The 22,726-nt window shown below is 60.1% G+C and carries 23 protein-coding genes; 10 read left to right on the forward strand and 13 right to left on the reverse strand.

Going from position 1 to position 22,726, the window contains the following annotated elements; all coding sequences use genetic code 11:
- The first annotated feature begins 26 nt into the window (after window positions 1-26).
- On the forward strand, window positions 27-341 hold the full coding sequence (gene hmuQ, locus ACZCWR_RS20780; protein WP_487303512.1) for a heme-degrading protein HmuQ: 315 nt from the start codon (window positions 27-29) through the stop codon (window positions 339-341).
- Window positions 342-406: 65 nt separating this feature from the next.
- Here hmuQ and ACZCWR_RS20785 read toward each other — a convergent pair whose 3' ends face one another.
- The gene (locus ACZCWR_RS20785) at window positions 407-718 is read right to left on the reverse strand and encodes a hypothetical protein (RefSeq protein WP_487303513.1); all 312 of its coding nucleotides are present in this window, start codon (window positions 716-718) and stop codon (window positions 407-409) included.
- 108 nt (window positions 719-826) lie between these two features.
- Window positions 827-1,747 (reverse strand): bifunctional Delta(1)-pyrroline-2-carboxylate/Delta(1)-piperideine-2-carboxylate reductase, encoded by a 921-nt coding sequence (gene lhpI, locus ACZCWR_RS20790; protein WP_487303514.1) that lies wholly within the window; start codon window positions 1,745-1,747, stop codon window positions 827-829.
- Between the two features lie 183 nt (window positions 1,748-1,930).
- On the opposite strand from lhpI, the gene ppk2 reads away from it, so the two are divergent.
- Window positions 1,931-2,827 (forward strand): polyphosphate kinase 2, encoded by an 897-nt coding sequence (gene ppk2, locus ACZCWR_RS20795; protein ID WP_487303515.1) that lies wholly within the window; start codon window positions 1,931-1,933, stop codon window positions 2,825-2,827.
- A 4-nt stretch (window positions 2,828-2,831) separates the two neighbouring features.
- Here ppk2 and ACZCWR_RS20800 read toward each other — a convergent pair whose 3' ends face one another.
- The 5 genes from ACZCWR_RS20800 to ACZCWR_RS20820 all read right to left on the reverse strand — a co-directional run bounded on the left by ACZCWR_RS20800 (window position 2,832) and on the right by ACZCWR_RS20820 (window position 10,026).
- Window positions 2,832-3,056: a hypothetical protein gene (locus ACZCWR_RS20800; protein ID WP_487303516.1), complete on the reverse strand. Its 225-nt coding sequence runs from the start codon at window positions 3,054-3,056 to the stop codon at window positions 2,832-2,834.
- A gap of 145 nt (window positions 3,057-3,201) precedes the next feature.
- A complete protein-coding gene (locus ACZCWR_RS20805) occupies window positions 3,202-4,713 on the reverse strand; it encodes an efflux transporter outer membrane subunit (RefSeq protein WP_487303517.1) in 1,512 nt (503 codons plus the stop codon).
- 8 nt (window positions 4,714-4,721) lie between these two features.
- Window positions 4,722-7,922: an efflux RND transporter permease subunit gene (locus ACZCWR_RS20810; RefSeq protein WP_487303518.1), complete on the reverse strand. Its 3,201-nt coding sequence runs from the start codon at window positions 7,920-7,922 to the stop codon at window positions 4,722-4,724.
- A gap of 28 nt (window positions 7,923-7,950) precedes the next feature.
- On the reverse strand, window positions 7,951-9,147 hold the full coding sequence (locus ACZCWR_RS20815; RefSeq protein WP_487303519.1) for an efflux RND transporter periplasmic adaptor subunit: 1,197 nt from the start codon (window positions 9,145-9,147) through the stop codon (window positions 7,951-7,953).
- Between the two features lie 60 nt (window positions 9,148-9,207).
- On the reverse strand, window positions 9,208-10,026 hold the full coding sequence (locus ACZCWR_RS20820; RefSeq protein WP_487303520.1) for an alpha/beta hydrolase: 819 nt from the start codon (window positions 10,024-10,026) through the stop codon (window positions 9,208-9,210).
- Between the two features lie 225 nt (window positions 10,027-10,251).
- On the opposite strand from ACZCWR_RS20820, the gene ACZCWR_RS20825 reads away from it, so the two are divergent.
- From ACZCWR_RS20825 to ACZCWR_RS20835, 3 genes are all read left to right on the forward strand, one after another.
- Entirely contained in the window at window positions 10,252-11,262 is a 1,011-nt protein-coding gene (locus ACZCWR_RS20825; RefSeq protein WP_487303521.1) for a LysR family transcriptional regulator, read from the forward strand.
- A 292-nt stretch (window positions 11,263-11,554) separates the two neighbouring features.
- On the forward strand, window positions 11,555-11,896 hold the full coding sequence (locus tag ACZCWR_RS20830) for a DUF4148 domain-containing protein (protein WP_487303522.1): 342 nt from the start codon (window positions 11,555-11,557) through the stop codon (window positions 11,894-11,896).
- Window positions 11,897-11,932: 36 nt separating this feature from the next.
- Window positions 11,933-12,067 (forward strand): hypothetical protein, encoded by a 135-nt coding sequence (locus ACZCWR_RS20835; protein WP_487303523.1) that lies wholly within the window; start codon window positions 11,933-11,935, stop codon window positions 12,065-12,067.
- Between the two features lie 50 nt (window positions 12,068-12,117).
- Here the strand turns inward: ACZCWR_RS20835 and ACZCWR_RS20840 are convergent, their stop codons facing one another.
- Window positions 12,118-14,616: an adenosylcobalamin-dependent ribonucleoside-diphosphate reductase gene (locus ACZCWR_RS20840; protein ID WP_487303524.1), complete on the reverse strand. Its 2,499-nt coding sequence runs from the start codon at window positions 14,614-14,616 to the stop codon at window positions 12,118-12,120.
- Window positions 14,617-14,731: 115 nt separating this feature from the next.
- Here ACZCWR_RS20840 and mobB point away from each other — a divergent pair, with 115 nt between their 5' ends.
- Both mobB and ACZCWR_RS20850 read left to right on the forward strand, forming a co-directional pair.
- On the forward strand, window positions 14,732-15,247 hold the full coding sequence (gene mobB, locus ACZCWR_RS20845; RefSeq protein ID WP_487303525.1) for a molybdopterin-guanine dinucleotide biosynthesis protein B: 516 nt from the start codon (window positions 14,732-14,734) through the stop codon (window positions 15,245-15,247).
- A gap of 119 nt (window positions 15,248-15,366) precedes the next feature.
- A complete protein-coding gene (locus tag ACZCWR_RS20850) occupies window positions 15,367-15,582 on the forward strand; it encodes a YXWGXW repeat-containing protein (RefSeq protein WP_487303526.1) in 216 nt (71 codons plus the stop codon).
- A 3-nt stretch (window positions 15,583-15,585) separates the two neighbouring features.
- Here the strand turns inward: ACZCWR_RS20850 and ACZCWR_RS20855 are convergent, their stop codons facing one another.
- The 5 genes from ACZCWR_RS20855 to ACZCWR_RS20875 all read right to left on the reverse strand — a co-directional run bounded on the left by ACZCWR_RS20855 (window position 15,586) and on the right by ACZCWR_RS20875 (window position 18,312).
- The gene (locus tag ACZCWR_RS20855; RefSeq protein ID WP_487303527.1) at window positions 15,586-15,930 is read right to left on the reverse strand and encodes a response regulator transcription factor; all 345 of its coding nucleotides are present in this window, start codon (window positions 15,928-15,930) and stop codon (window positions 15,586-15,588) included.
- A 70-nt stretch (window positions 15,931-16,000) separates the two neighbouring features.
- Window positions 16,001-16,561 carry a M48 family metalloprotease gene (locus tag ACZCWR_RS20860; RefSeq protein ID WP_487303528.1) on the reverse strand — a complete coding sequence of 187 codons (561 nt, stop codon included), beginning with the start codon at window positions 16,559-16,561 and terminating at the stop codon, window positions 16,001-16,003.
- A 15-nt stretch (window positions 16,562-16,576) separates the two neighbouring features.
- Window positions 16,577-17,425, reverse strand: a complete 849-nt coding sequence (locus ACZCWR_RS20865; RefSeq protein WP_487303529.1) for an oxidoreductase — start codon at window positions 17,423-17,425, stop codon at window positions 16,577-16,579.
- A gap of 60 nt (window positions 17,426-17,485) precedes the next feature.
- Window positions 17,486-17,740 (reverse strand): hypothetical protein, encoded by a 255-nt coding sequence (locus ACZCWR_RS20870; protein WP_487303530.1) that lies wholly within the window; start codon window positions 17,738-17,740, stop codon window positions 17,486-17,488.
- A 65-nt stretch (window positions 17,741-17,805) separates the two neighbouring features.
- On the reverse strand, window positions 17,806-18,312 hold the full coding sequence (locus ACZCWR_RS20875; protein WP_487303531.1) for a cupin domain-containing protein: 507 nt from the start codon (window positions 18,310-18,312) through the stop codon (window positions 17,806-17,808).
- Between the two features lie 74 nt (window positions 18,313-18,386).
- Between ACZCWR_RS20875 and ACZCWR_RS20880 the strand changes: the two genes are divergently transcribed.
- The 3 genes from ACZCWR_RS20880 to ACZCWR_RS20890 all read left to right on the forward strand — a co-directional run bounded on the left by ACZCWR_RS20880 (window position 18,387) and on the right by ACZCWR_RS20890 (window position 22,717).
- Window positions 18,387-19,130 (forward strand): ABC transporter substrate-binding protein, encoded by a 744-nt coding sequence (locus ACZCWR_RS20880; RefSeq protein ID WP_487303532.1) that lies wholly within the window; start codon window positions 18,387-18,389, stop codon window positions 19,128-19,130.
- Window positions 19,127-19,546 carry a GNAT family N-acetyltransferase gene (locus ACZCWR_RS20885; protein ID WP_487303533.1) on the forward strand — a complete coding sequence of 140 codons (420 nt, stop codon included), beginning with the start codon at window positions 19,127-19,129 and terminating at the stop codon, window positions 19,544-19,546. Before ACZCWR_RS20880 ends, ACZCWR_RS20885 begins: the two co-directional genes overlap by 4 nt.
- 267 nt (window positions 19,547-19,813) lie before the next feature.
- Window positions 19,814-22,717 (forward strand): bifunctional diguanylate cyclase/phosphodiesterase, encoded by a 2,904-nt coding sequence (locus ACZCWR_RS20890; protein WP_487303534.1) that lies wholly within the window; start codon window positions 19,814-19,816, stop codon window positions 22,715-22,717.
- The last annotated feature ends 9 nt before the right edge of the window (window positions 22,718-22,726 follow it).

A 22,726-nucleotide genomic window follows, 5' to 3' on the forward strand; every position in this document is an offset into this window, starting at 1 on the left:
TTTTATTTTTAAAGGAATTGCGAAACATGTATATCGCCATGAACCGCTTCAAGATCGTACCCGGAGCCGAGGCCGATTTCGAAAACCTCTGGACCAGCCGCGACACGTATCTAAAGGATGTGCCAGGCTTCGTCGAATTTCATTTGCTCAAGGGGCCGACACGCGACGATCACGTGCTTTATTCGAGTCACACGATCTGGGCAAACCACGCGTCTTTCGAAGAATGGACGCGCTCCGATGCATTCCGGGCCGCGCACAAAAACGCGGGCGGCGGCACGCGTCAGTTGTATCTCGGCCATCCGGAATTCGAAGGCTTCGAAGTCATTCAGACCGTCAAATGACATCCGTATGTCTTACAAGCCGATAGCAAAATCGCGCTTGTTCGACATGCTGACGAATTCCGACTTCAGGCCTTCGCGCCACGCGCCATGCGTTGAAGCGTCGAGGAGTCGATGGCCGCCGCGCAGATACGCACCGCTTCGGTCAACGTGCGTGGACGGCCCGCGCCGAATTGCGATTCAAGCATGGCAACCGCGCGCAAACGCTCGTCGTTACCGAGTTTCTCGCCCGTCGCAAGCTCCAGAACGGAAATAAAGTAGGCGGCGGGCGGTGTCGGATTGGCTTTTGCTGCGCTGCGTCCGTTGCCACCGGCACCATCGTGGCCGTCGCGGCGTGCGGGGATTCGTGGGGTCCAACCAAAATCGTTTCGACTGTTCATGGCGATATGCTGGCTCAAATCACTGTGGCGCGAGGTTGCGCCATTCATCATTGAATAAGCTTCGAGCAAATGCCGTTCCAGCTTGTCAGAAAGATCTTTTGTTAATGATTATTTCTGCAATTCCTCGGACAAAACAGCGCGCGCTACGCGACACGCGGCTAAATCCCATGCCGCGCATCCTACCGATTTAAACATGACGAGCCTTTCATGCTTCGGCGGGCTGGAAAGCGCTTCCGCCAAGGCGTGCACGGCAGTCCAATCGACATGGGCCAAGATATAGTCGCCCGCTTCGTGGTGCGCTCCGGCAAGATCATCCACATACAAAACGCTTTCATGAACCGTGGATGCCGCATATTCGGCGGCATCGGCCGTAAAAGCGCCGACGCCGATCAACAAACGTCCAGCCTTTGCCGACGTCGTATAAACAGGCGTCTTGCTCGTCGTGGCGGTTATTACTGTGTCGATCGAGTCGGGAACGCCTTCGACGGCATTGAGCTTCGGCGAGACGGACGCATGCGCCGCGCAAAAGGCTTGCGCGCGCTCGATTCGCGAACCTAGCACGTTGATTCGCGCATCCGGATAAAGGCTTGCAAGCGCTTCGACGTGAAAGGCGGATTGCTTGCCAGTGCCGATCAGCAGCACTTCATGCGGCGGCTGCGCCGCCAGCGTACGGATCGCCAGCATCGACACGGCAGCGGTTCTGCGCCCCGTTAGCGTAGGGCCATCGAGCATGAATTGCGGCACGCCGGTCTCCGCATCGAATGCGGTCACTTGTCCGTGAATGGTCGCCAAACCGCGCGCGCCATTACCCGGACAGACATTGACGAGCTTGTGCATGGCGAGATCGGCGGCGCTGGCGGGCATGGAGAGCATGACGCCGCCCTGCGCAAGCGGCACGACCATGCGCTCGGGGCTGACAATTCGCCCCGCCGCATAATCGAGCATGGTGGCGGCAAGCATGTCGACAAGCCGCATGTACGGCACCAGAAGCGCGGTGCGGGCAGCGTCGAAAGTGGGAATGTCGGTCATCGTGCGTTTAGCCTCTTATAGGGAGATGCCATCCTGATGCCACTGAATTGCACGATCATTCTAACTGGTGCAAGCGCGCAAGCCTTTCTAAAATGTCTGAGTCATCTGTCTGCCATCGAGTATTGGCATACTCGGCGTTCCACGCCGCAGACACCGATTATATGAACGCCACGGAGCCTACCGATGAATGACCACGAGAAGCAGCAACGCTTTCATGCCGACCTGATCGACAGTTACGACGAAGAGTTCGAGATGGAGGTGGACGACCGCTTCATCGATGGCGAAGCCGCGTTCTCCGATGAAGACCGCGCGCTGCGCAAGACCTATTTTCGCGAGCTTTTCCGCCTGCAGGGCGAACTCGTGAAGTTGCAGGACTGGGTGGTGCACACGGGGCATCGCCTGGTCGTGCTGTTCGAAGGGCGCGACGCCGCTGGCAAGGGCGGTGCGATAAAGCGCATCACGCAACGTTTGAATCCGCGCGTGTGCCGCGTGGCGGCGCTGCCTGCACCGAACAATCGCGAACGCACGCAATGGTATTTCCAGCGTTACGCGTCGCATTTGCCCGCAGCGGGCGAGATCGTGTTGTTCGACCGAAGCTGGTATAACCGCGCAGGCGTCGAGCGTGTGATGCATTTCTGCACCGACGAAGAGTATGAAGAATTCTTCCGCTCGTGCCCTGAGTTCGAAAAAATGCTCGTGCGCAGCGGCATTCAAATCGTCAAGTATTGGTTCTCCATTACCGATGACGAACAGGAAGTGCGCTTTCAGGCGCGTATCGAAGACCCGCTCAAGCAGTGGAAACTTAGTCCGATGGACCTTGAAAGCCGCCGCCGTTGGGAGGCATACACTGCTGCCAAGGAAATCATGCTTCAGCGCACGAACATTCCAGAAGCGCCGTGGTGGGTGGTGCAGGCCGTCGATAAGAAACGCGCGCGCCTGAACTGCATTCACCATTTATTGAGTCAGGTGCCGTATCACGAGATCGAGCATCAGGCCATTGATCTGCCTGAGCGTGTGTTCAATCCGGATTATTTGCGGCAGCCCGTGCCCGAGAACATGTACGTTCCCGAGGTGTATTGAATCTTCAGCAGCAACCGCGGCAAGTGACGTGATCGATCGCGTCGCTTGCCCGCTGACGAAGCGCCGCATGACGCAGCACGAATTGATAGACCTGTTGCGAACCCTTGAGCATCACCACGAACATGACTTGCGTCAGATTGAAATCGTGCGAGACCATCAGGCGCATCAACAGTAGCAGTGGCATCACCACTGCCGGCTGATACAGTTGTCTTGCGATCAAGGCTCTCATTTCCAGCTCCCTTTACCATAGTCTGAATTCTAAAGAGCGGACGCGTTCGGATAAATGCCTCCTCGGCGAAGACATATGTTCCGCGCCGCGAACAATCGACCTTTCAAATGAAAAGGCCCTGATCTTCTCAGGGCCTTCGCATGCACTACTTCTGCGCGAGACTCGGTTCGGGCACCGGTGAGGGTTTGGCATCGCCCCAGCCGCCGCCCAAAGCGCGAATCAAATTCACCGTGGAGACGGCCTGCGCACCTTCAAGCTGCACCGATGCGCGTTGCGTCTGCAAGACCGTGCGCTCTGCATCGATCACATCGAGATAATTCACCGCGCCTTCGGTGTACTGCGTGCGCGAAAGCTGCGCTGCACGTACCGACGATTTCACGGCGTCGTCCTGCGTGGCCGTCTGCGTTTCGAGAATGCGCAGGTCAGAGAGATTGTCTTCGACCTCGCGGAACGCCACCAGCACCTGCTGCCGATAATTTGCTACGTCCTCCTCATAGGTCGCGCGCGCATTGGCGAGATTGCCCTTGCGGCGGCCACCATCGAAGATCGGCAGATTCAGTGCCGTGCCCGCGAACGGACCGAGCAGGAACGTGCGGCTCGACCAGTTGAACAGATCGCCCAGCGTCGCCGATTCGAACCCGCCTACACCTGTGAGCGTGAGCGAGGGAAAGAACGCCGCCTTCGCCACACCGATACGCGCGTTCGCCGCAGCCATCGACCGCTCCGCTGCCGCAATATCGGGCCGACGTTCGAGCAAGTCGGAAGGCAAGCCCGGCGGAACGTGAATCTCCACCGGTTTGAGCGGATTCGCCGCCATCGAGAACTCAGCGGGCGTCTTGCCGAGCAGCACCGCAAGACTATGTTCGGACGCTGCGCGCAGACGTTGCACTGTCATCGCATCCGAACGTGCCTGCGCAAGCTCGGATTTCGCGCGTGCCACGTCCAGTTCGCTGATATCGCCTTCCGTGAAGCGTCGTTGCACGAGCTTCAGCGCCTGTTCACGCAAGGTCACGGTGCGCGTGAATACATCGGACTCCGCATCGAGTTCGCGCAGGTTGAAATAGTTCTGCGCGACATCGGCCTGCATGGCGAGCTGCACCGAACGAAACAATGCCTCGCTCTGCTGCGTGTCCGCGTTGGCCGCCGCCACGGTGTTCGATACGCGCCCGAACAAATCCACTTCATACGATGCACTCGCTTCCGCACGCCACAACGTCTGCGAAGGCACATTCGCATTCGACGGCAGGAACTGCGATGCAGGCGACAACTTCTCGCGCGTCGGACCGAAGCCCGCATCGAGCGTGGGGAACAGACCCGCCCGTGCCGTCTGGTTGATCGCGCGTGCTTCCTTCACGCGCGCGGCGGTGGCCTTCAGGTTCTGGTTTGCATCCTGAGCCTGCTTTTCCAGATCGTTCAGCGTGGCATCGTCGAAGATGGTCCACCATTCGCCGCGCAGCATTTCTTCCGAAGGCTGCGCGGTTTTCCACGTGCCAGCGTTGTCCGTGCCCAGCGTTTGCTGCGGCGTTTCCTTATAAGCAGAAGGCGCGTTGACATCCGGCTTCTCGTAAGTGGGCGCGAGCGAGCAGCCTGCGACCACCAGCAAGGACGCCATCAATCCGGGCAAACCCAACCATCGTTTCATTTGCAGCTTGTTCATGATTCGCCTCATTGCGCTTCGTAGGACGTGCCGATGCCGCGCATCTGCGGATGCGAGCCGTGCTTGTCCGTCACATGTTCCGCACCGCTGAGTTTGCGCAGGATCACGTAGAACACCGGCGTGAGCATGAGACCGAACAGCGTCACGCCCAACATGCCGAAGAACACCGCGACGCCCATCGCATGACGCATTTCCGAACCCGCCCCGGACGACAGCACCAGCGGCACAACACCCATGATGAAAGCGATGGACGTCATCAAGATCGGACGCAGACGCAAGCGGCTTGCCTCGATCGCGGCCTGCACGATGGAACGCCCCTGCATTTCAAGCTCTCGCGCAAACTCCACGATCAGAATCGCGTTCTTCGCGGACAGACCCACCAGCACCATCAAGCCGATCTGCGTGAAGATGTTGTTGTCGCCATCGGTGAGCCATACGCCGAGCAACGCGGACAGAATGCTCATCGGCACGATCAGGATGACGGCGAGCGGCAACGTCAGGCTTTCATACAACGCGGCCAGCACGAGGAACACCAGCAACACGCTGATCGGAAACACCCACAGCGCCGCATTGCCCGCGAGAATCTGCTGATACGTGAGATCGGTCCATTCGAACTTGATCCCGCGCGGCAGCACTTCCGCGGCAATACGTTCCGCCGCTTCCTGCGCCTGCCCCGACGAATAGCCCGGTGCGGGACCGCCGTTGATATCCGCCGCGGTATAGCCGTTGTAGCGCACCACCATTTCCGGGCCATACGTCGGCGTGACCTTCACGAGCGAGGACAAGGGCACCATGTCGCCGTTAGCATTGCGCGTCTTCAGCAAACCGATGTCTTCCGGGTTCGCGCGGAACGGTGCATCCGCCTGCACGCGCACTTGATACACGCGTCCGAAGCGATTGAAGTCGTTCACATACAGCGAGCCGAGATAGACCTGCATGGTGTCGAATACATCGGTCACCGAAACACCGAGTTGCTTGGCCTTCGTGCGGTCCAGATCTACATTCAATTGCGGCACGTTGATCTGATAGCTGGAAAAGGTCGGCCCGAGTTCCGGCGTCTGCGATGCGCGCTTGATGAATTCCTGCGTGGCATCCGCAAGCGCTGCATAACCGAGCGAGCCGCGATCTTCCAGTTGCATCTTGAAGCCGCCCAGCGTGCCGAGACCCAACACCGGCGGCGGCGGGAACACGGCGATGAACGAACCTTTAATGCCCGCATACTTCTGATTCAACGCACCGGCAATGGCATTCGCGGAAAGCGTCTTATTGCCCACACGTTGCTTGAACGGCTTCAACGTAACGAAGACAATGCCCGCGCTCGACGAGTTGGTGAAACCATTCACCGACAAGCCAGGAAACTCCACCGCGCTTTCCACGCCCGGCTGCTTCAACGCGATGTCGCTCATCTGACGAATCACGCCTTCCGTGCGATCGAGCGATGCACCATTGGGCAACTGCGCGAAGCTGATGAGATATTCCTTGTCCTGCGCCGGCACGAAGCCACCCGGCACGACCTTGCCCATCAGCACCGCGCCTGTCAGCAACACGGCATAGACGACCATCATGATCGACTTGCGGCCGATCACGCCTTTGACGCCCTTGCCATACGCTTCGGAACCGCGATGGAACACTTTGTTGAAGCGCTTGAAGAAGCCGCCGAACACGCGATCCATTGCACGCGTGAGCCAGTCCTTCGGTTCGTCGTGGCCCTTGAGCAGCAGCGCCGCGAGTGCCGGAGAAAGCGTCAGCGAGTTGAACGCGGAGATCACCGTCGAAATGGCGATGGTCATCGCGAACTGTTTGTAGAACTGTCCCGTGAGGCCCGACATGAACGCGAGCGGCACGAACACGGCCACCAGTGTCAGCGCAATCGCAATGATCGGCCCGCTCACTTCACGCATGGCCTGATACGTCGCTTCTCTCGCGGATAGACCCGCCTCGATGTTCCGCTCGACGTTCTCCACCACGACGATCGCATCATCCACCACGATGCCGATTGCAAGCACCATCCCAAAGAGAGATAGCGCGTTGATCGAAAACCCGAACGCCAGCAACAGCGAGAATGTCCCCACGATCGACACCGGCACCGCAAGCAACGGAATGATCGACGCGCGCCACGTTTGCAGGAACACGATCACCACCAGCACCACGAGTGCAATTGCTTCGGCCAACGTATGAATCACCGCTTCGATACTGGAGCGCACGAACTGCGTCGGATCGTAGACGATCTGATATTCGAGGCCCGCCGGCATGTCCGCCTGCAATTCCTTCATGGTCTTGCGGACTTCATCGGAAATCTGCAATGAGTTCGCGCCCGGCTGCTGATTGATCGCGATCGCCACCGCGCTCTTGTTGTCCAGCAACGAACGCAAGCCATATTCCGATGCCGCCAGTTCCACACGCGCCACATCGCTCAGATGCGTGACCGCGCCATCCGGCGACGTCTTCAGCACGATGTCGCGGAATTCCGACTCGTTCTGCAAGCGGCCGCGCGCGTTCACGTTCAGTTGCAGCGGCACGTTCGGCAAGGTCGGAGAACCGCCGATCACACCTGCCGCCACCTGTACGTTTTGCTCACGAATGGCATTGACGACATCGGTCGCCGTCATGCCGCGCTGCGCGACCTTTTGCGGATCGAGCCAAACGCGCATCGAATAATCGCCCGAGCCCCACAGTTGCACTTCACCCACGCCCGAGATGCGTTCGAGCCGGTCCTTCACGTTGATCAGCGCGTAATTGCGCAGATACGTCATGTCGTAACGGCCATTGGGCGAGTTCAGGTGGACCACCATCGTGAGCGTCGGCGACGACTTGATGGTCGTCACGCCAAGGCGCTGCACATCCTGCGGCAAGCGCGGCAAGGCCTGATTCACGCGGTTTTGCACGAGCTGCGTGTTCTTGTCTGGATCGGTGCCGAGCTTGAACGTGACCGTGGTCGTGAGGTTGCCGTCGCTGTTGGCCTGCGACTGCATGTACAGCATGTCCTCCACGCCGTTGATCTGTTCTTCCAATGGCGAAGCTACCGTTTCAGCGATCACCTTCGGATTCGCGCCGGGATACTGCGCATGCACGACGACCGACGGCGGCACGACTTCCGGATACTCGGAGATCGGCAGCTTGAACATCGCGATGATGCCCCCGAGCAGCACGATCACCGAGAGCACGCCCGCGAAGATCGGGCGGTCGATGAAAAACTTGGATATGTTCATGGCGATATATTTCTCTGTGCAGCGAGGCTTACTGCGCCGACGCTGTCTTCACGACGGGCGCGCTGCCCTCGTTGTTCATGGCGACGGCGTTGGCCTTCACGACATCGTTCGGACGCACACGTTGCAAACCATTCACTACGATGCGCTCGCCCGGTTGCAGACCCTTGGTAATCACGCGCAGACCTTCGTGCGTCTGACCGAGCGTGACTTCGCGGTACTGCACCTTGTTGTCCTTATCGACGACCATCACGTACTTCTTGTCCTGATCGGTGCCGATGGCGGCATCGTCCACGAGCACGGCGGGATGCGGTGTACCGCCGCCCACCTTGATGCGCGCATACAGGCCCGGCACGAGCGCGCCATCCGGGTTGTTGAAGCGTGCGCGCACGCGGATCGTGCCCGAGGTCGTATCGAGCCGGTTATCCACCGAATCGACCACGCCATCGCGCGAATAGCCATCTTCGTTGGCAAGGCCGAGCGAGACCGGCACCGTCGCGCCTGCATCGTGGCCGAGATAGCGAAGGTAGGTTTGTTCGTCCACATCGAACGATGCGTAGATCGGCGAGACGGATACGAGCGTGGTCAGCAAGGGCGCGTTGGCACCCGTCGATACGATATTGCCCACCGTAAGCTCCGCACGCGATACGCGGCCCGATACGGGCGCCACGATATGCGTATAGGCCAGATTGATCTTCGCGGTTTCGACGGCTGCCTGCGCGGCCTTGAGATTCGCGACGGCTTCACGTGCGGCGTTCTGCTTCTCGTCGTAATCGCGTTTGGCGATCGCGTTATCGGCGAGCAGACGTTCGGCGCGCGCGGCATCGGTGGACGTATAGCCATTGCGTGCCTGCGCCGCCGCGACCTGCGCTTGCGCGCGATCGACTTCGGCTTCATAGGGACGCGGATCGATGGTGAACAATGCATCGCCCTTCTTCACGAGCTGACCGTCCCTGAAATGCACCGCGACGATAGTGCCGGGAACAAGCGGGCGAATGTCCACATGATCCACCGCTTCCAGACGGCCCGAATAGCTTTGCCAGTCGGTGATGGTCTTCGATACGACGGAGGCGACATCCACTTCGGTGGCGGTCGGACCGTGCGCGGCGGCTTGCGCCTGATTGATGGCGCTGTCGCCATGGCCGCGCCAGGCGGTATAGCCGCCCGCGCCTGCGAGTACGATCACGGCGCCTAACGAGGCATAGATGCGTTTGCGAGTGAAAAACATAGTGGACACTCCGGTACGTTGAGTTTGTTCTTTTGCAATGCTTAGGGTTGCCAAGCGCCGTTATCTGGCGCGTGCAAGCCGTTTTCTGAAGAAGCCGACCACATCGTCGAGTGCATCGGGATGCGTGGCCAAGGCGTGATGCGAAGTCCTGCAATGACGCGTGACTTCGGTCGGCACGCCCGCCGCGATCAATTCGGATGCGTATTTCTCGGCCTCGATATGCAGCAGGTCATGCTCGGCGCTGGCGATCAACGCAGGCGGCAAACCATTGAGCCGGCGCGATTCGAGCGGCGCGGCATACGGGTGCAGCCGTTGCGAAGGATTCGGCAGATACGCGCGATAGCAGCGCGCGCATTCGCTCGCCTCGAGATCGGGGCACAGGACCTTTCGTTCATCTGCTAAGCGCGTCATGCTCGGATCGAGCAAGGGCGCAAGCAGCACCTGCGCGGACAAACGAATATCGCCACGATCGCGTGCAATGGCCGCGACACAGGTCGCCAGATTGCCGCCTGCATCATGTCCCGCTACACCGATACGCAACGGGTCCGCACGCTGCGCACGCGCATGCGCCACGGCCCATTGCGCCGCGCGATAACCATCTTCGGGCGCGGCAGGAAATGGAAAGGCCGGCGCGAGCGAGTAACCCACGGACACCACCCAAGCGGGCGTATCGCGTGCGATGGTGGCAGCGGTCAGGTCGGCATCGTCCAATCCGCCCTGCACGAATCCGCCACCGTGAAAGTAAAGAACGATGGGCACGATCGTCCCGTCCGACGCGGGTCGATAACTGCGCAAGGTAATGGGTTGCGAATGTCCCGCGATCCGTACATCCTCGATGCACAGTCTCGGGGCGCGCTCCAGATCCAACAGTGATGCCATGGTTATTTTCGTGCGCGGCCGTGAAAACTCTATGCTGCAAGGCCGTCCACGCATAGGTTGCGATGGTGCGAATTCTGGAGTCCGCGCCTTTTTTAATAAATGCCTATAATCCGGCAACACAATTCGGTCGCACCGAACAATCGTGGTTATCCCGCGCGTGAAGTTTGTTAGTCACCGCTTAATTGCGTATTTATTCCGTGCGATCTTTAGCAAATCGGTGAGAACATGGATCGGCTACAAGCAATGCAGGTCTTTACCCGCGTCGTCGACACCAATAGCTTTTCGCGGGCGGCGGATACGCTCAATCTTCCGCGCGCATCCGTCACGACGATCATTCAGAACCTCGAAGCACATTTGAACGTGCGTCTGCTTCAGCGCACCACGCGCAGACTCAATCTCACGCCGGACGGTGCGGCGTATTACGAGCGTTGCGTGCGAATTCTTGCGGACATCGAAGAAGCGGAAGGCAGCTTTTCGAACAACGGCAAGGGACCGCATGGCAAGTTGCGCATCGATATGCCGGGGGCCATCGGACGGTTGATCGTCATGCCGCAGCTATGCGATTTCCACACACGCTATCCCGAGATCGAACTGATGATGGGCTTTGGCGACAAACCCGTCGATCTCATTCAGGAAGGCGTCGATTGTGTCATTCGCGTGGGCACGCTGCAGGATTCGAGCCTCGTGGCGCGGCGCATCGGCGTGTTTCAGGGCGTCACGGTGGCGAGCCCGATTTATATCGAGCGGCATGGCGCACCCAAGACGCTCGATGACTTGCAGGATCACACAGCGGTCAATTATTTTTCGAGCCGCACCGGGCGCGTGATGGACCTCGATTTCGTCGTGGACGATGAAACGGTCGAAGTGAAGATGCGCGGCATGATCGCGGTGAACGATGCCGAAGCGTATTTGAGTTGCGGGCTCAAGGGCGTGGGCATTATCCAGGCGCCGCGTTTCATGGCCTTGCCTTATCTGCGCTCGGGCGAACTCATTGAAGTGCTGCCGCAATACGAGCCGCTGCCCATGCCCATTTCAGCGGTGTATCCGCATAACCGGCATCTTTCGCCCAAGGTGCGCGTGTTCGTCGATTGGGTGGCCGAACTATTCGAGCGGTGCCCGCTGCTGCAAGGCCAGAAGGAAGCCGAGGAGCGTTGTCTGCCGACGAGCACGCCTGCGTCCGCCGTGGTGCGTCATGGCACGCCGGAAGTATCGGGAACGGAAGACGTGGTTGTTTAAAAGACGTTCAGTAGGAATGCATTCAAGGCGCGTCGAACCCATTCGACGCGCCTTTTTTACTTTCCTAACGGCCCGATAGTCACTAAGCAAACCCTTGACGCCTAAGGCTTTAAGCGATTATTCGCCGAAATCGATAAATCTATTCGCTAAAGCGGCATTTATCGTCAAAGACCGCGCGGCTACATTCATCCCATCGCGTCACGCCAATACACCCTTTGCAATCGGTGATTGCCCGCGTGCCGCACCTAATGCATGAGCACTCATGCGGAACGGATCGAAAGGAGTCGCAAGCATGAAACATCTCTTCACGGGCTTTTCGCTCGCTGCTATTTCCGCTGTCGTCACGACGACCGCCTTTGCCGAAGGACAAGGCATCGGACGCGCGGGAACCTATCTGAACGACACGCAGACGCAAGCCAGTGCGAGCGAAACGCCGAAGACGCGCGCGCAGGTCCGTGCGGAACTCGCCGCGGCTTACTCGAATGGTTCGTTGCCCGCATTGAATCGCAATACGTATCCGGAGCGCAGCATGTGGGGCGATGCCGTCGCCGCGCAGCAAGCCGAAGCGCGCAATCGCGAGATCGTCGAATACGCGAATGGTTCGGCGGCGCAAAGCAACGTCAAGACGCGCTAAGGCGGGTCGATCGTCAATCAAGATCGAGAGGTCATCATGCTGGAAAACACGACGCTGGAACACTACTCGGTGCTGGAAGAAATGTCGTCGGTGACGCCTGTATGGCGCCCGTTCGTGCATTCAGTTGATACGGATACCGAACAAGAACCCATGCTGGAAACGTGTGAGTGAATTGCATAGCGGCGCGCGTTTGAAAAGCGCACGCTGCCATGTTTTACGCCTTAGCCACACGCGCCAATTTCGCCGCAGGACGTGCAGAAGTCGCAACCATCCTTGCGAATGACGGCGTTTGCGCCGCACGTGGGGCATTTACGGCCGTGCATTTGCGCGAGACCGTTTGGATCGAGTGAAGATGCGGCGTCTTCGTCTTCGCTAACAGGAAGCGCGCTCGCGGGCTGAACGCCATCGGTTCTGTGACGTGCAAGCACGCGCGAAGACAATTGCTCGCCTTCCGCATCCAGAAAGCCGCGCCGATGCAGAATCTGTTGGATCGCATAGGCAAGCGCCGCCACTTCGGAATCGTGCCACCGAGGACTGCGATGACCGTCTAAACGCTCGACATCGCCGAGACGCACTTGTCCACGATCCCACGACACCTTGCGCATATCCTGTAGCGTGCGCGCCGCAAACCCGCCGCGCGCTGCCAGCGACAGCGAACGCATGGTGGCCGTGATCCATTGCTGCGATTCGTCGCGCTGCCCAGTCGGAATGAAGAACTCTATAGGCCGCTCGATCGTCACGTCCTCGCCGCCAATACGCCCCGTCACTTCGATGAACGACACCGCGAGATAGATCGACTTCTTGCCCGCCTGCGTCAGATATTCGACCTTCTCGATGATCGCAGGCAATTCGCCGCGCGGCCGGTGATCGATCGCAATACGAAGCGGGTCCAATTCCGGTTCGGAGTCCGGTGTATCGCTCGGCGTTTCCACTGGCGTGACGGATAGCACCGCGCCCAACGTGTCGTTGGGTCTATACGTTGCAAGCCCTTTGAGTCCGCGCCGCCATGCCTCGAAATAAAGATCCTGGAAGGCATCGAACGGATAATCCGCAGGCACGTTGACCGTTTTCGAAATGGATGTATCGACGAACGGTTGCACCGCCGCCATCATCTCCAGATGATTTTGCGCCGACATCTCCAGCGCATTCACGAAGTAAGACGGCAACGCGTTCACATCGCCGCCCATCTCGCGATAGAGCCGGTACGCGTGATCTTCCACCGCGAAGGTCTGACTGCTGCCATCGGCCATGCGGCGCGTGCGCTGATACGTCCACGAGAAGGCCGGCTCGATACCATTCGATGCATTGTCGGCGAACGCAAGGCTCACGGTGCCAGTCGGTGCAATCGACAACAGATGGCTGTTGCGTATTCCGTGCGCGCGAATCTCGCTCTTGATGTCATCCGGCAAGCGCGATGCAAACGTGCCCTCTTCCAGATAGCGCTTGGCATCGAACAAGGGAAACGCGCCACGTTCCTTCGCGAGTTCGACGGATGCGCGATAGGCTTCGTCGCGCATCGTGCGCGCCACACGCGTGGCGAAGGCGCGCCCTTCCTCGGCGTCATAGCGCAAACCCAGCATGACGAGCGTATCGCCCAGACCCGTGAAACCCACTCCGATCCGCCGTTTCGCTGCGGCTTCCGACGCTTGTTCTTCGAGCGGCCAGAGCGTGACGTCGAGCACATCGTCGAGAAAGCGCACTTGTGTGCGCGTGGTGCGCACCAGCAGATCCCAGTCGAAGCTACGCGTGGGCGAGAATGGATCGCGCACGAAACGCGTGAGATTGAGCGGGCCGAGATTGCAGCAACCGTACGCAGGCAACGGTTGTTCGCCGCATGGATTGGTCGCGCGAATAGTTTCCAATGCGCGCAGATTGTTGTCGTCGTTCATGCGCGACATGAACACCACGCCGGGCTCCGCGACATCATAAGTAGAACGCATGATGATGTCCCACACGTCCTTCGCGCGCACTTCGCGATACACCCACAGCCCGTCCTCGCGCTTGCGAATATCCGAGGACGAGCGCTGCGCCGGTGACGGTTCGGCCCTGTGCACGAGTTCCCATGTGGCATCGTCGGCGACGGCCTGCATGAACTCGTCGCTCACCGCGACGGAGACATTGAAGTTGTTCCAGCGCCCTTTCGTGTGCTTGGCCGCGATGAATTCGAGCAAGTCGGGATGCGTGCAATCGAGAATGCCCATCTGTGCGCCGCGCCGCGCGCCCGCGCTTTCCACCGTGCGGCATGAGGCATCGAATACGTCCATGTAGCTGCATGGCCCGGATGCCGCCGAGCCGGTGGAATGCACGCGCGCGCCACGTGGGCGAATAGCGGAGAAGTTATAGCCCACGCCGCCGCCACGCCGCATGGTTTCGGCGGCCTGCAGCAAGGCCACGTAAATGCCGGGCAAGCCGTTGTCATCGACACCTTGAATGGCATCGCCCACGGGTTGCACGAAGCAATTGATCAGCGTCGCGTCGATGCCCGCGCCCGCCGCGCTCATGATGCGCCCCGCACCGAGCGCACCATGCCTGAAGGCCTCGACGAACTCGCGCTCGATCTTCGCGCGCAGTGCTTCGGGTTCGGCCAGCGCCACGCCGTGCGCCACGCGATGGTAAATATCGTCGACGCTCGTTTCATCGCCCTTGGCGTATTTTTCGAGCATCACATCGACGGAAAATTGCTGCGGAGCGAGAGCGGTAAGCGGATTGTCTTCGGCCATGTCGTGTCCCTTGAACTTCGAATGCAAGAAAACCATGCCTGACGATAGCGCGATTTCACGGCCTCCGCTATCGGACCGTTAAACTGGCCGCATCTGCTATTCATTGCGATTCGATATGACGCCACCGCTCTTTTGCATCTCCGGCCGCTCGGGACAGGGCAAGACGACCCTGATCGAAGCGCTGCTGCCGTGGTTCCATGCGCGCGGCCTCAGCGTGAGTGTCATCAAGCACAGTCATCATTCGATCGAACTCGAACCGCCGAACAAGGACAGCGCGCGCTTTCGCCGCGCGGGTGCGGAGGAAGTGTTGATCGCATCGCCTTATCGCTATGCGATCGTCAGGGAATTGCACGACGAAGCGGAGCCGCCGCTTGCCGTGCTGGCTGCGCGTCTCTCGCATGTTGATCTGGTGATCGTCGAAGGTTTCGCGCGCGAGGCGGTGCCGCGTCTGGAAGTGGTGCGGCCATCGACCGGCGTATCACCGTTGTATAAGACCGATGTCGCCATACGCGCCATTGCGACCGATGATGCAAACTCACTCGATACGTCATTGCAAACGTTGCCGTTAAACGATATCGCACGTATTGCCGAATTCATTTGCGCAAGCGTGAATATTCCGCTTGAGGATTAGCGCGGTTTCATCACTTACATCCTCTTACATGCTTGTGCGACGGCTTTTTGCACGCTCATGCGTTGAAGAAAGAGACGGCCTTGTGCCGTACTACTTCAACAAGGGAGCGATAAAGCAAGATGAAAACGAAAACAACCCTGATACTGGCGGGCATGCTCACGACGGGCGTTTTATTGTCGGGCTGCGTGGTTGAACCTGCGCGTCCGCCCGAGCCCGCACCGGTCGCGGAAGTCGCACCGCCGCCGCCCGCGCCGGGCTATCACTGGGTGCGTGGTCACTATCGTTGGGAAGGCAATCACTGGCAATGGGTTCCGGGGCACTGGCGGCCCGTTTGACCTTTAGCACGCATTGAGCGCGGCTCGAAGTCCTTCCTCGGTGAAGGGCTTGAGATAGTAGCCGTCGAAGTGCTCCTGGCCCACGCCGCGATGACGGTCATCGCCAGTGACTGCGACCACACATGCAAGACTGCTCGCGCCTGCCGAACGCAGGCGCTTGCATAGATCGTGGCCGCTTACATCGGGCAAGCCGATGTCGAGAAAGATCGTGTCATAGCAGTTTTTATTCGCGAGCAACATGGCTTGCTCGCCATCGTATGCGACATCGGCAACATGGCCCGATGCATTCGCAAGCGCTTTGAAGGCGTCGCACAGACGCATATCGTCTTCGATGAACAGCACGCGCATGATGTTTCGTCCGGGGTGCGCGGCGGCATTGCCGCGCATGCATCGTGCAATGCAATAAGCGAGCCTGAAATCAAGGCTTATAGGCTTGCATGAGGGCACGCATGGCGTCGATACGCGCAGCTTCGATATGCACGCGCCGCGACATGAGTTCGAGCGCTTCCAGCGTGCTTGCCGCACCGCAGAGTTGCGCGGCCTTGGCATCGGCATCGAGTTCGAAGGCGGCGGCACGCCTGAGCGCGCGCGGACGCAGGATCTTCAGGCACGCGATCCATGCCAGCGCGAAGCCCGCGCCGGGTGCGAAAATGCGCCACGCATCGGCCACGGACGACGCGGCAAACACGGCGCATGGAATCGCAAGCAATGCGACCGCGCCAAGTCCCGTCCACGCGAGATCGAGCAGCATGGCGCGACGCTGCGTGGCATGCGCCACTTCATGCGCGACCACGATGCCCAGAACGGAGCCGGGCAACGTCAACGTGCGCTCATCCAGTTCGATCCGATTGAAAAGTGCCTCATAACAAGGCCCCGCCGATGCCTTCACGAAACGCACAGCCGGCGCACGCACACGCAACGCGCCGGCATATTGCACGACGAGTTCACGCACATGCGTTTGCGGCGATTCGGCAGACATGATGAACGGACCACGCTAGCCGAGCGGATTATCGGCCCACACGGTACGTTGTTCCCACGTATCGAGATCTGCATTCAAACGCTTGAGTTTGTTGCGCACCAGATCGAGCCCCGCCTTGCCGAGCACGAGATGCTCCGGTGCGTGTTCTGCCTGCACCGCCTCGATGATGACCTCCGCCGCGCGCGCCGGGTCGCCCGCCTGCTTGCCGCTCAACTCGGCAATGGACGAACGGCGACGCCCCGCGACGGCATCGTAATCGTCGATGGGATGCTGCGTCTGCCTGAGCGAGCGGCCCGCCCAATCCGTGCGGAACGGTCCCGGCTCCACAGCGGTCACCTTGATGCCCAGTCCTTCGGTTTCGCGTGCCAACGCTTCGCCAAGGCCCTCCAGCGCGAACTTCGTTGCCGCGTAATAGCCACTGCCCGGATTGCCGACGAGACCGCCCACGGACGTGATATTGACCACATGGCCCGAACGACGCTCGCGCATGCGCGGCAACACGGCGCGAATCATCGCGGCCGCACCGAAGAAATTGGCTTCGAACATGGCGCGGAATTGCTCGTCTTCGCCTTCCTCGACCGCCGCGAGATAACCGAAGCCCGCGTTGTTCACGAGCACATCGATATGATCGAAGGCTTCATATGCTGCGCTGACAGATGCGGCGATTTCATCGGCATGCGTCACGTCGAGCTTCACCGCGATGGCGCGCCCTTCCGCACGCTTGACGAGATCCTGCACGCTCGCCGTGTCGCGCGCCGCCACGACCGCACGCCAACCGCGCGCGATGACGGCGGACGCCAGTTCGCGCCCGAATCCCGTCGAGCAGCCGGTGATGAACCAGACAGGCGTGTCATTCGATGCCATTGCGCGTCTCCATGAATAGTGGGTTCATGGACCATTGTGAGCGCAAGCGCGCGATTCTGCTCAACGCTGCGGCGGCAAACGCAATGCGCGATGCTCGCGCGGTTCGAACAACACGGTTTGCGCGAGACGCGCGGCCATGCGCTTCCACGCGGCGAGTTCCTGCTCCAGCGCGACTAATGCGACATCGCTTGCGCCCACGTTCGGTGCATCGCTGGCGGTACGCAGCGCGAATTCGCGCATCGGCACAAGCGACGCTTCACGCTCGGCAATGCGGCTTGCAATTTTTGCGCGTAGGCGCTGAAGGGATTGATCCATGATGCGCTTAAGCCCAAATGTGTTCGCGCTTACATCGAGCAAACAACGGGCCTGACAATTTGCACTTATCGACTGACGAATCGTGTGATTAGTGCTTTATGTTGCGGATAGCGCGCTTCCAATACGCCACGTTCCGCCAGTTCAAACTCCCTGAATTCGAAGCCGGGTGCGACCGTGCATCCGACGAGCGCGGCGCTTCGGGCATCCACGCATTCCGCTGCAAACCAGTCGCCTGCCTTCACCACCGCCTGAAATACGGCATCCGCGTGAACGAGCGCATTGCCCAGCCGGTGCGTGACCAGAGCGCCGTGCGTATCGAGCACATGCACATCGACACATGCGCCCGCATAGAAATGCCAGACCTCATCCGAACGAATGCGATGCCAAGCGGAATACGCGCCATCGCAAAGCAAAAAATAAATGGCCGTGGATGCAGCGCGCGGTTCATTCGCGCCTTTCCGCTGCACGATATCGTCCGCGCGATAAGTCTCACGAAAATAGCCACCCTCGGGATGCGGCGTGAGATTCAGAGCGTGAATGAGTTTCTCACTGTCGATGTATTCCTCTTGCATGAATCACTCTCTCCTCAAGCGATGTCCTGACGGTTCGCGTATTCTGCCTGCAACCCGACTTCACCACTGAACCGATGATCTCCGAAACCTTGCTTGAAGCATTCGCGCCCACTGGCGTGCTGCGCGCGTCGATCAATCTCGGCAATCCCGTTCTCGCGCATCGCGATCCGGCGAGCGGCGAGCCCGGTGGCGTGTCGGTGGATCTCGCGCGCGAACTGGCGCGACGCCTTGGCGTGGGCATCGCGCTGAGCGCGTTCGATACCGCCGCGCAATCGGTGCACGCCGTGACCACGGAGCAGGCCGACATCGGCTTCTTCGCGATCGATCCCAAGCGCGGCGAGGGCGTGACGTTCACCGCGCCTTATGTGCTGATCGAAGGCTGCTATCTCGTGCGCGTGGATTCGCCCATCACGCAAAACGACCAGGTCGATCGCGCGGGCAATCGCATCGTGGTGGGCGAAGGCAGCGCTTACGATCTTTTTCTCACGCGTGAAATCAAACATGCGCAACTGATCAGGGCGGCGTCTTCGGCGGCGGTGATTCGCGCGTTCCTCGATCAGCACCTCGAAGTGGCGGCAGGCGTGAAGCAGCAGCTTCAGGCGGATATCGCGCACTTGTCCGGCGTGCGTCTGCTCGATGGACGCTTCATGGAAATTCGCCAGGCCATGGGCATGCCGAACACACGCGGAGCAGCCGCCGCGCACTATCTTCGCGAGTTCGTCGAAGAAATGAAGCAGTCGGGCTTCGTCGAGCAGGCGCTCGCGCGGCATGGGATCGAAGGCGCTTTCGTGGCCCCGCTTGCATCTGGCATGCAATGAACCCAATCGAGATTTCCGTCGCCGACTGGATCGACGCGAGTTTCGAGGCCGAGGTGGCAGGCGGACTGGCTGCCTTCAACGCCGCGCAACTCGGAGCCAGCGGGCACCGGAATCTGGCGGTGTCGGTGTATCGCGGAGAGGAGTTCGTGGGCGGTCTGGCGGGGTTCACGTCGTGGGAATGGCTGTTCGTCAAATGGCTCTGGATTCGTGAGGATGCCCGCGGCGCGGGGCTGGCGTCGCGTGCGCTGGAAGCGGCCGAAGCCGAAGCGGTGAAACGCGGCTGCCGCGCGGCTTGGCTCGATACGCTCAATCCACACGCGCGCGATCTGTACGCGCGCCACGGCTATTCGGTGTTCGGCGAACTGGCGGATTTTCAGGCCGGACAGGCCCGCTATTTCATGCAGAAGCGGTTCTGAATTCAGTCCGCCGAAAATGCATTTTGCGTAATGCATGCAATCTGGCGTTTGGCATTTTGCATGCAATTTCCGATAGTCCGCATGCCGTCGGCATAAATGCCCGCCTTCACCAAGACTCACGCTTTTTTTGTCCAGCGTGCTCAAGCCTGTATTCTCGCTGCCGTTAGCCTATTGAGAGCTTCGCTCAAAACGCGCCATGGCGCGCGCGGGCGTTCGTCGCTGATTCATACCGCCAGATCAAGGTGGCTTTACGGGCCTGGAGCGCCGATGAGTGTGTTTTCTGCGTACCGCGCATTTGCCGCGCCACGCGATGCCGCCGCAAGCAACGATGCGACCGGCATCGTCGTCGGCGCGCGCGCCGTTGCGCCCTCCATCGAAACGCTTTTATGCGATGCCGCCACCGCCGACCGTCCGCAGGAATGGGCGTGGTATCGCGCGGGAGAGGCCGTTCATCTCGAAGGACAAGGCGCGGCGCAACTCGGCTGGCCGGAAAGCATCGCGGAAGGACATCTGGAAGAACTCTGCGCGCTGCGTGGCTGGCATCGCTGGGCAACGGGCCGTGGCGAAAGCGTGCTTGGGTGGCTGCTTGCGCCCGCCACGCAGTGCGACAACGCGCAGCTTGCCGAACTCGCACGCGCGCTTGGCGAACGAGTTCAGGCCGACGCCCTGGCCCGCGCGCAACTCACTCAGCGCGTGCTGTATGAAATCGCCTATCTTGCCAGCTCCGTTCCCGAACTCGCCGACTTCCTGCGCGGCGTGCATGAAAGGCTCGGACAACTGATCGATGCCGAGAACTTCTATCTCGCGCTGTACGACCGCAAGACCGGCAAGATCACATACCCGTATTACGTCGATGTGATCGACACGGAAAGCGTCGACGCCGACAATCACGACATTCTCGATCCCGCGCATCTTTCGATGACCGGTCAGGTGCTCACGAGCGAGCAACCGCTGTTCGTCACCGCAGCCGATATTTGCGCGGCCGAGCGCGCGAGCCGCTTTTTTTGCATTGGCGACCGGCCCGAGTTCTGGATGGGCGCACCGCTCAAGAATGCCTCCGACGAAGTGTTCGGCATGCTGGCCATGCAGGTCTACGATGTCTCGCGCATCTATAGCGCCGAGGACCGCGCGCTGTTTCTGGTGGTTGCGCGGCACGTTGCCATGGCGCTCGACCGGATCCTGCATCGCGCCGATCTCGAAGAACAGGTCGCGCGCCGCACGTCCGAGTTGTCCAAGCTCAACGCCGCCCTGCGTCATGGCATAGCCGAGCGCGAACGTTCCGAGCACTTGCAGGCCGCGCTTTATCAGATCGCCGAACTATCGAGCCGTCCCGGCGACATGATGGAATTTTTCCGCAGCCTGCATGGCATCGTCGGCGAATTGCTTTACGCGCGCAATTTCTATATCGCGCTCTTCGAAACAGAGCATGACGAAGTATCGTTTCCCTATTACGTCGATGAGATCGTGCCCGACCGGCCCGGCCCGCGACGCAGCAGGCGCGGCCTTACCGAGTACGTCATTCGCGAGCGGCGCCCGCGTTTGATCGATCATCAGGAAGCGCTGCGTCTCATCGCGGAAGGTGCCTTCGAAATAGAACATAGCGAAGTGCGCCTGCGTTCGTGGCTCGGCATTCCCCTGTTCGATGGCGATGTCGTGCGCGGCGTGCTGGCCGTGCAAAGTTATTCGCCGCTCGTGCGCTATTCGCTGCGCGATCAGGAATTGCTCACCTTCGTGTCGCGCCATATCGATACCGCGCTGTCACGCCGCCGCGATGCCGAAGCCCTGCACGCCGCCAATCTCGAACTCGAAGCACGCGTGCAGGCCCGCACGCGCGAACTTGACGATGCTAACGCGCGATTGCTCTATGAAAACTCACACGATGCCCTGACCGGTCTTCCGAACCGCAGTCATCTGATGCACCGCCTGCGTGGCGCGTGGCAGGACTACCAGACGCGCGGCGAGGAATTGTCGGTGATGTTCATCGACCTCGATCGCTTCAAGGTGGTGAACGACAGTCTGGGCCATCATTTCGGCGACATGCTGCTCGTTCAGGCCGCCGCGCGTCTGCGCGATTGCCTTCGCACGACGGATTTGCTCGCACGCCTGGGCGGCGATGAATTCGCGGTGCTCTCGCCCAATGCGCCTGTGCGCGATGCTGTCGCGATCGCCAGACGCATTCTTGCCGCATTCGATCTGCCGTTTCATATCGAAGAACACGTGGTGTTTTCGTCGTGCAGCATTGGTATCGTGAGTGCGGACAGTCAGTTCCATACCGAGCCTGCCGATCTCTTGCGCGATGCCGATACCGCGATGTATCGCGTCAAGAATGCGGGGCGTGACAGCTTCGTGCTGTTCAATCAGGAATTACGCCGCGAGGTTTCCGATCAGGTGGAACGCGAAGGCGCGTTGCGCAATGCCATGAAGCGCGACGACGAATTACTGCCGTATTTCCAGCCTATTGTCGATGTGCAGAGCGGCGAAGTGGTCGCGCTCGAAGCACTCATTCGCTGGCGTCAGCAAGACGGCACGATGGTGCCACCCGGCGATTTCCTGCCTGCGGTCGAAGGATTGAGACTGATCGGCAGGCTCGACCTTTACATGCTCGAACGCGTTACCGCCATTCTCGCAAACGAAAGTTATGCGCATTGGCCGCCTGTGCATGTGAATTGTTCGAGCTATAGCATGACGCGGCCCGAATTCGCCGACGATGTGCTGGCCTTGCTAAGACGCTATCGTGTGTCGCCATCGCGCGTATGCCTCGAGTTGACCGAAGGCGCGCTCGTGGCCGAACCGGACCTCGCACGACGCACCATGCAAAGACTCGCGGATAGTGGCATGTCTGTCGTGCTAGATGATTTCGGCGCAGGCTTTTCTTCACTGAGCTATGTGCATCAATATCGGTTTAGCGGCCTAAAGATCGATAAATCATTCATTCTCGAACTGAGTGAAAGCCCGCGTAGCCGCGCCATCGTGCGCGCCATCGTGCGCATGGCCGAGTCTTTGGGGCTGACGCTGGTCGCCGAAGGCGTGGAGGACGCAGCGACGCTCGAGATGCTGCGCGAGATGGGCGCGGCGCAGGCGCAAGGATACTTTTTCGATCGGCCCATGCCACTCGATGCGCTTACACGTGGTGCGCTCGCGCCGCGTGCCGCCTCTGGCATTCTTCTATAAGCCGCGTTC

The sequence above is a fragment of the Caballeronia sp. A2-2 genome, assembly GCF_057612605.2.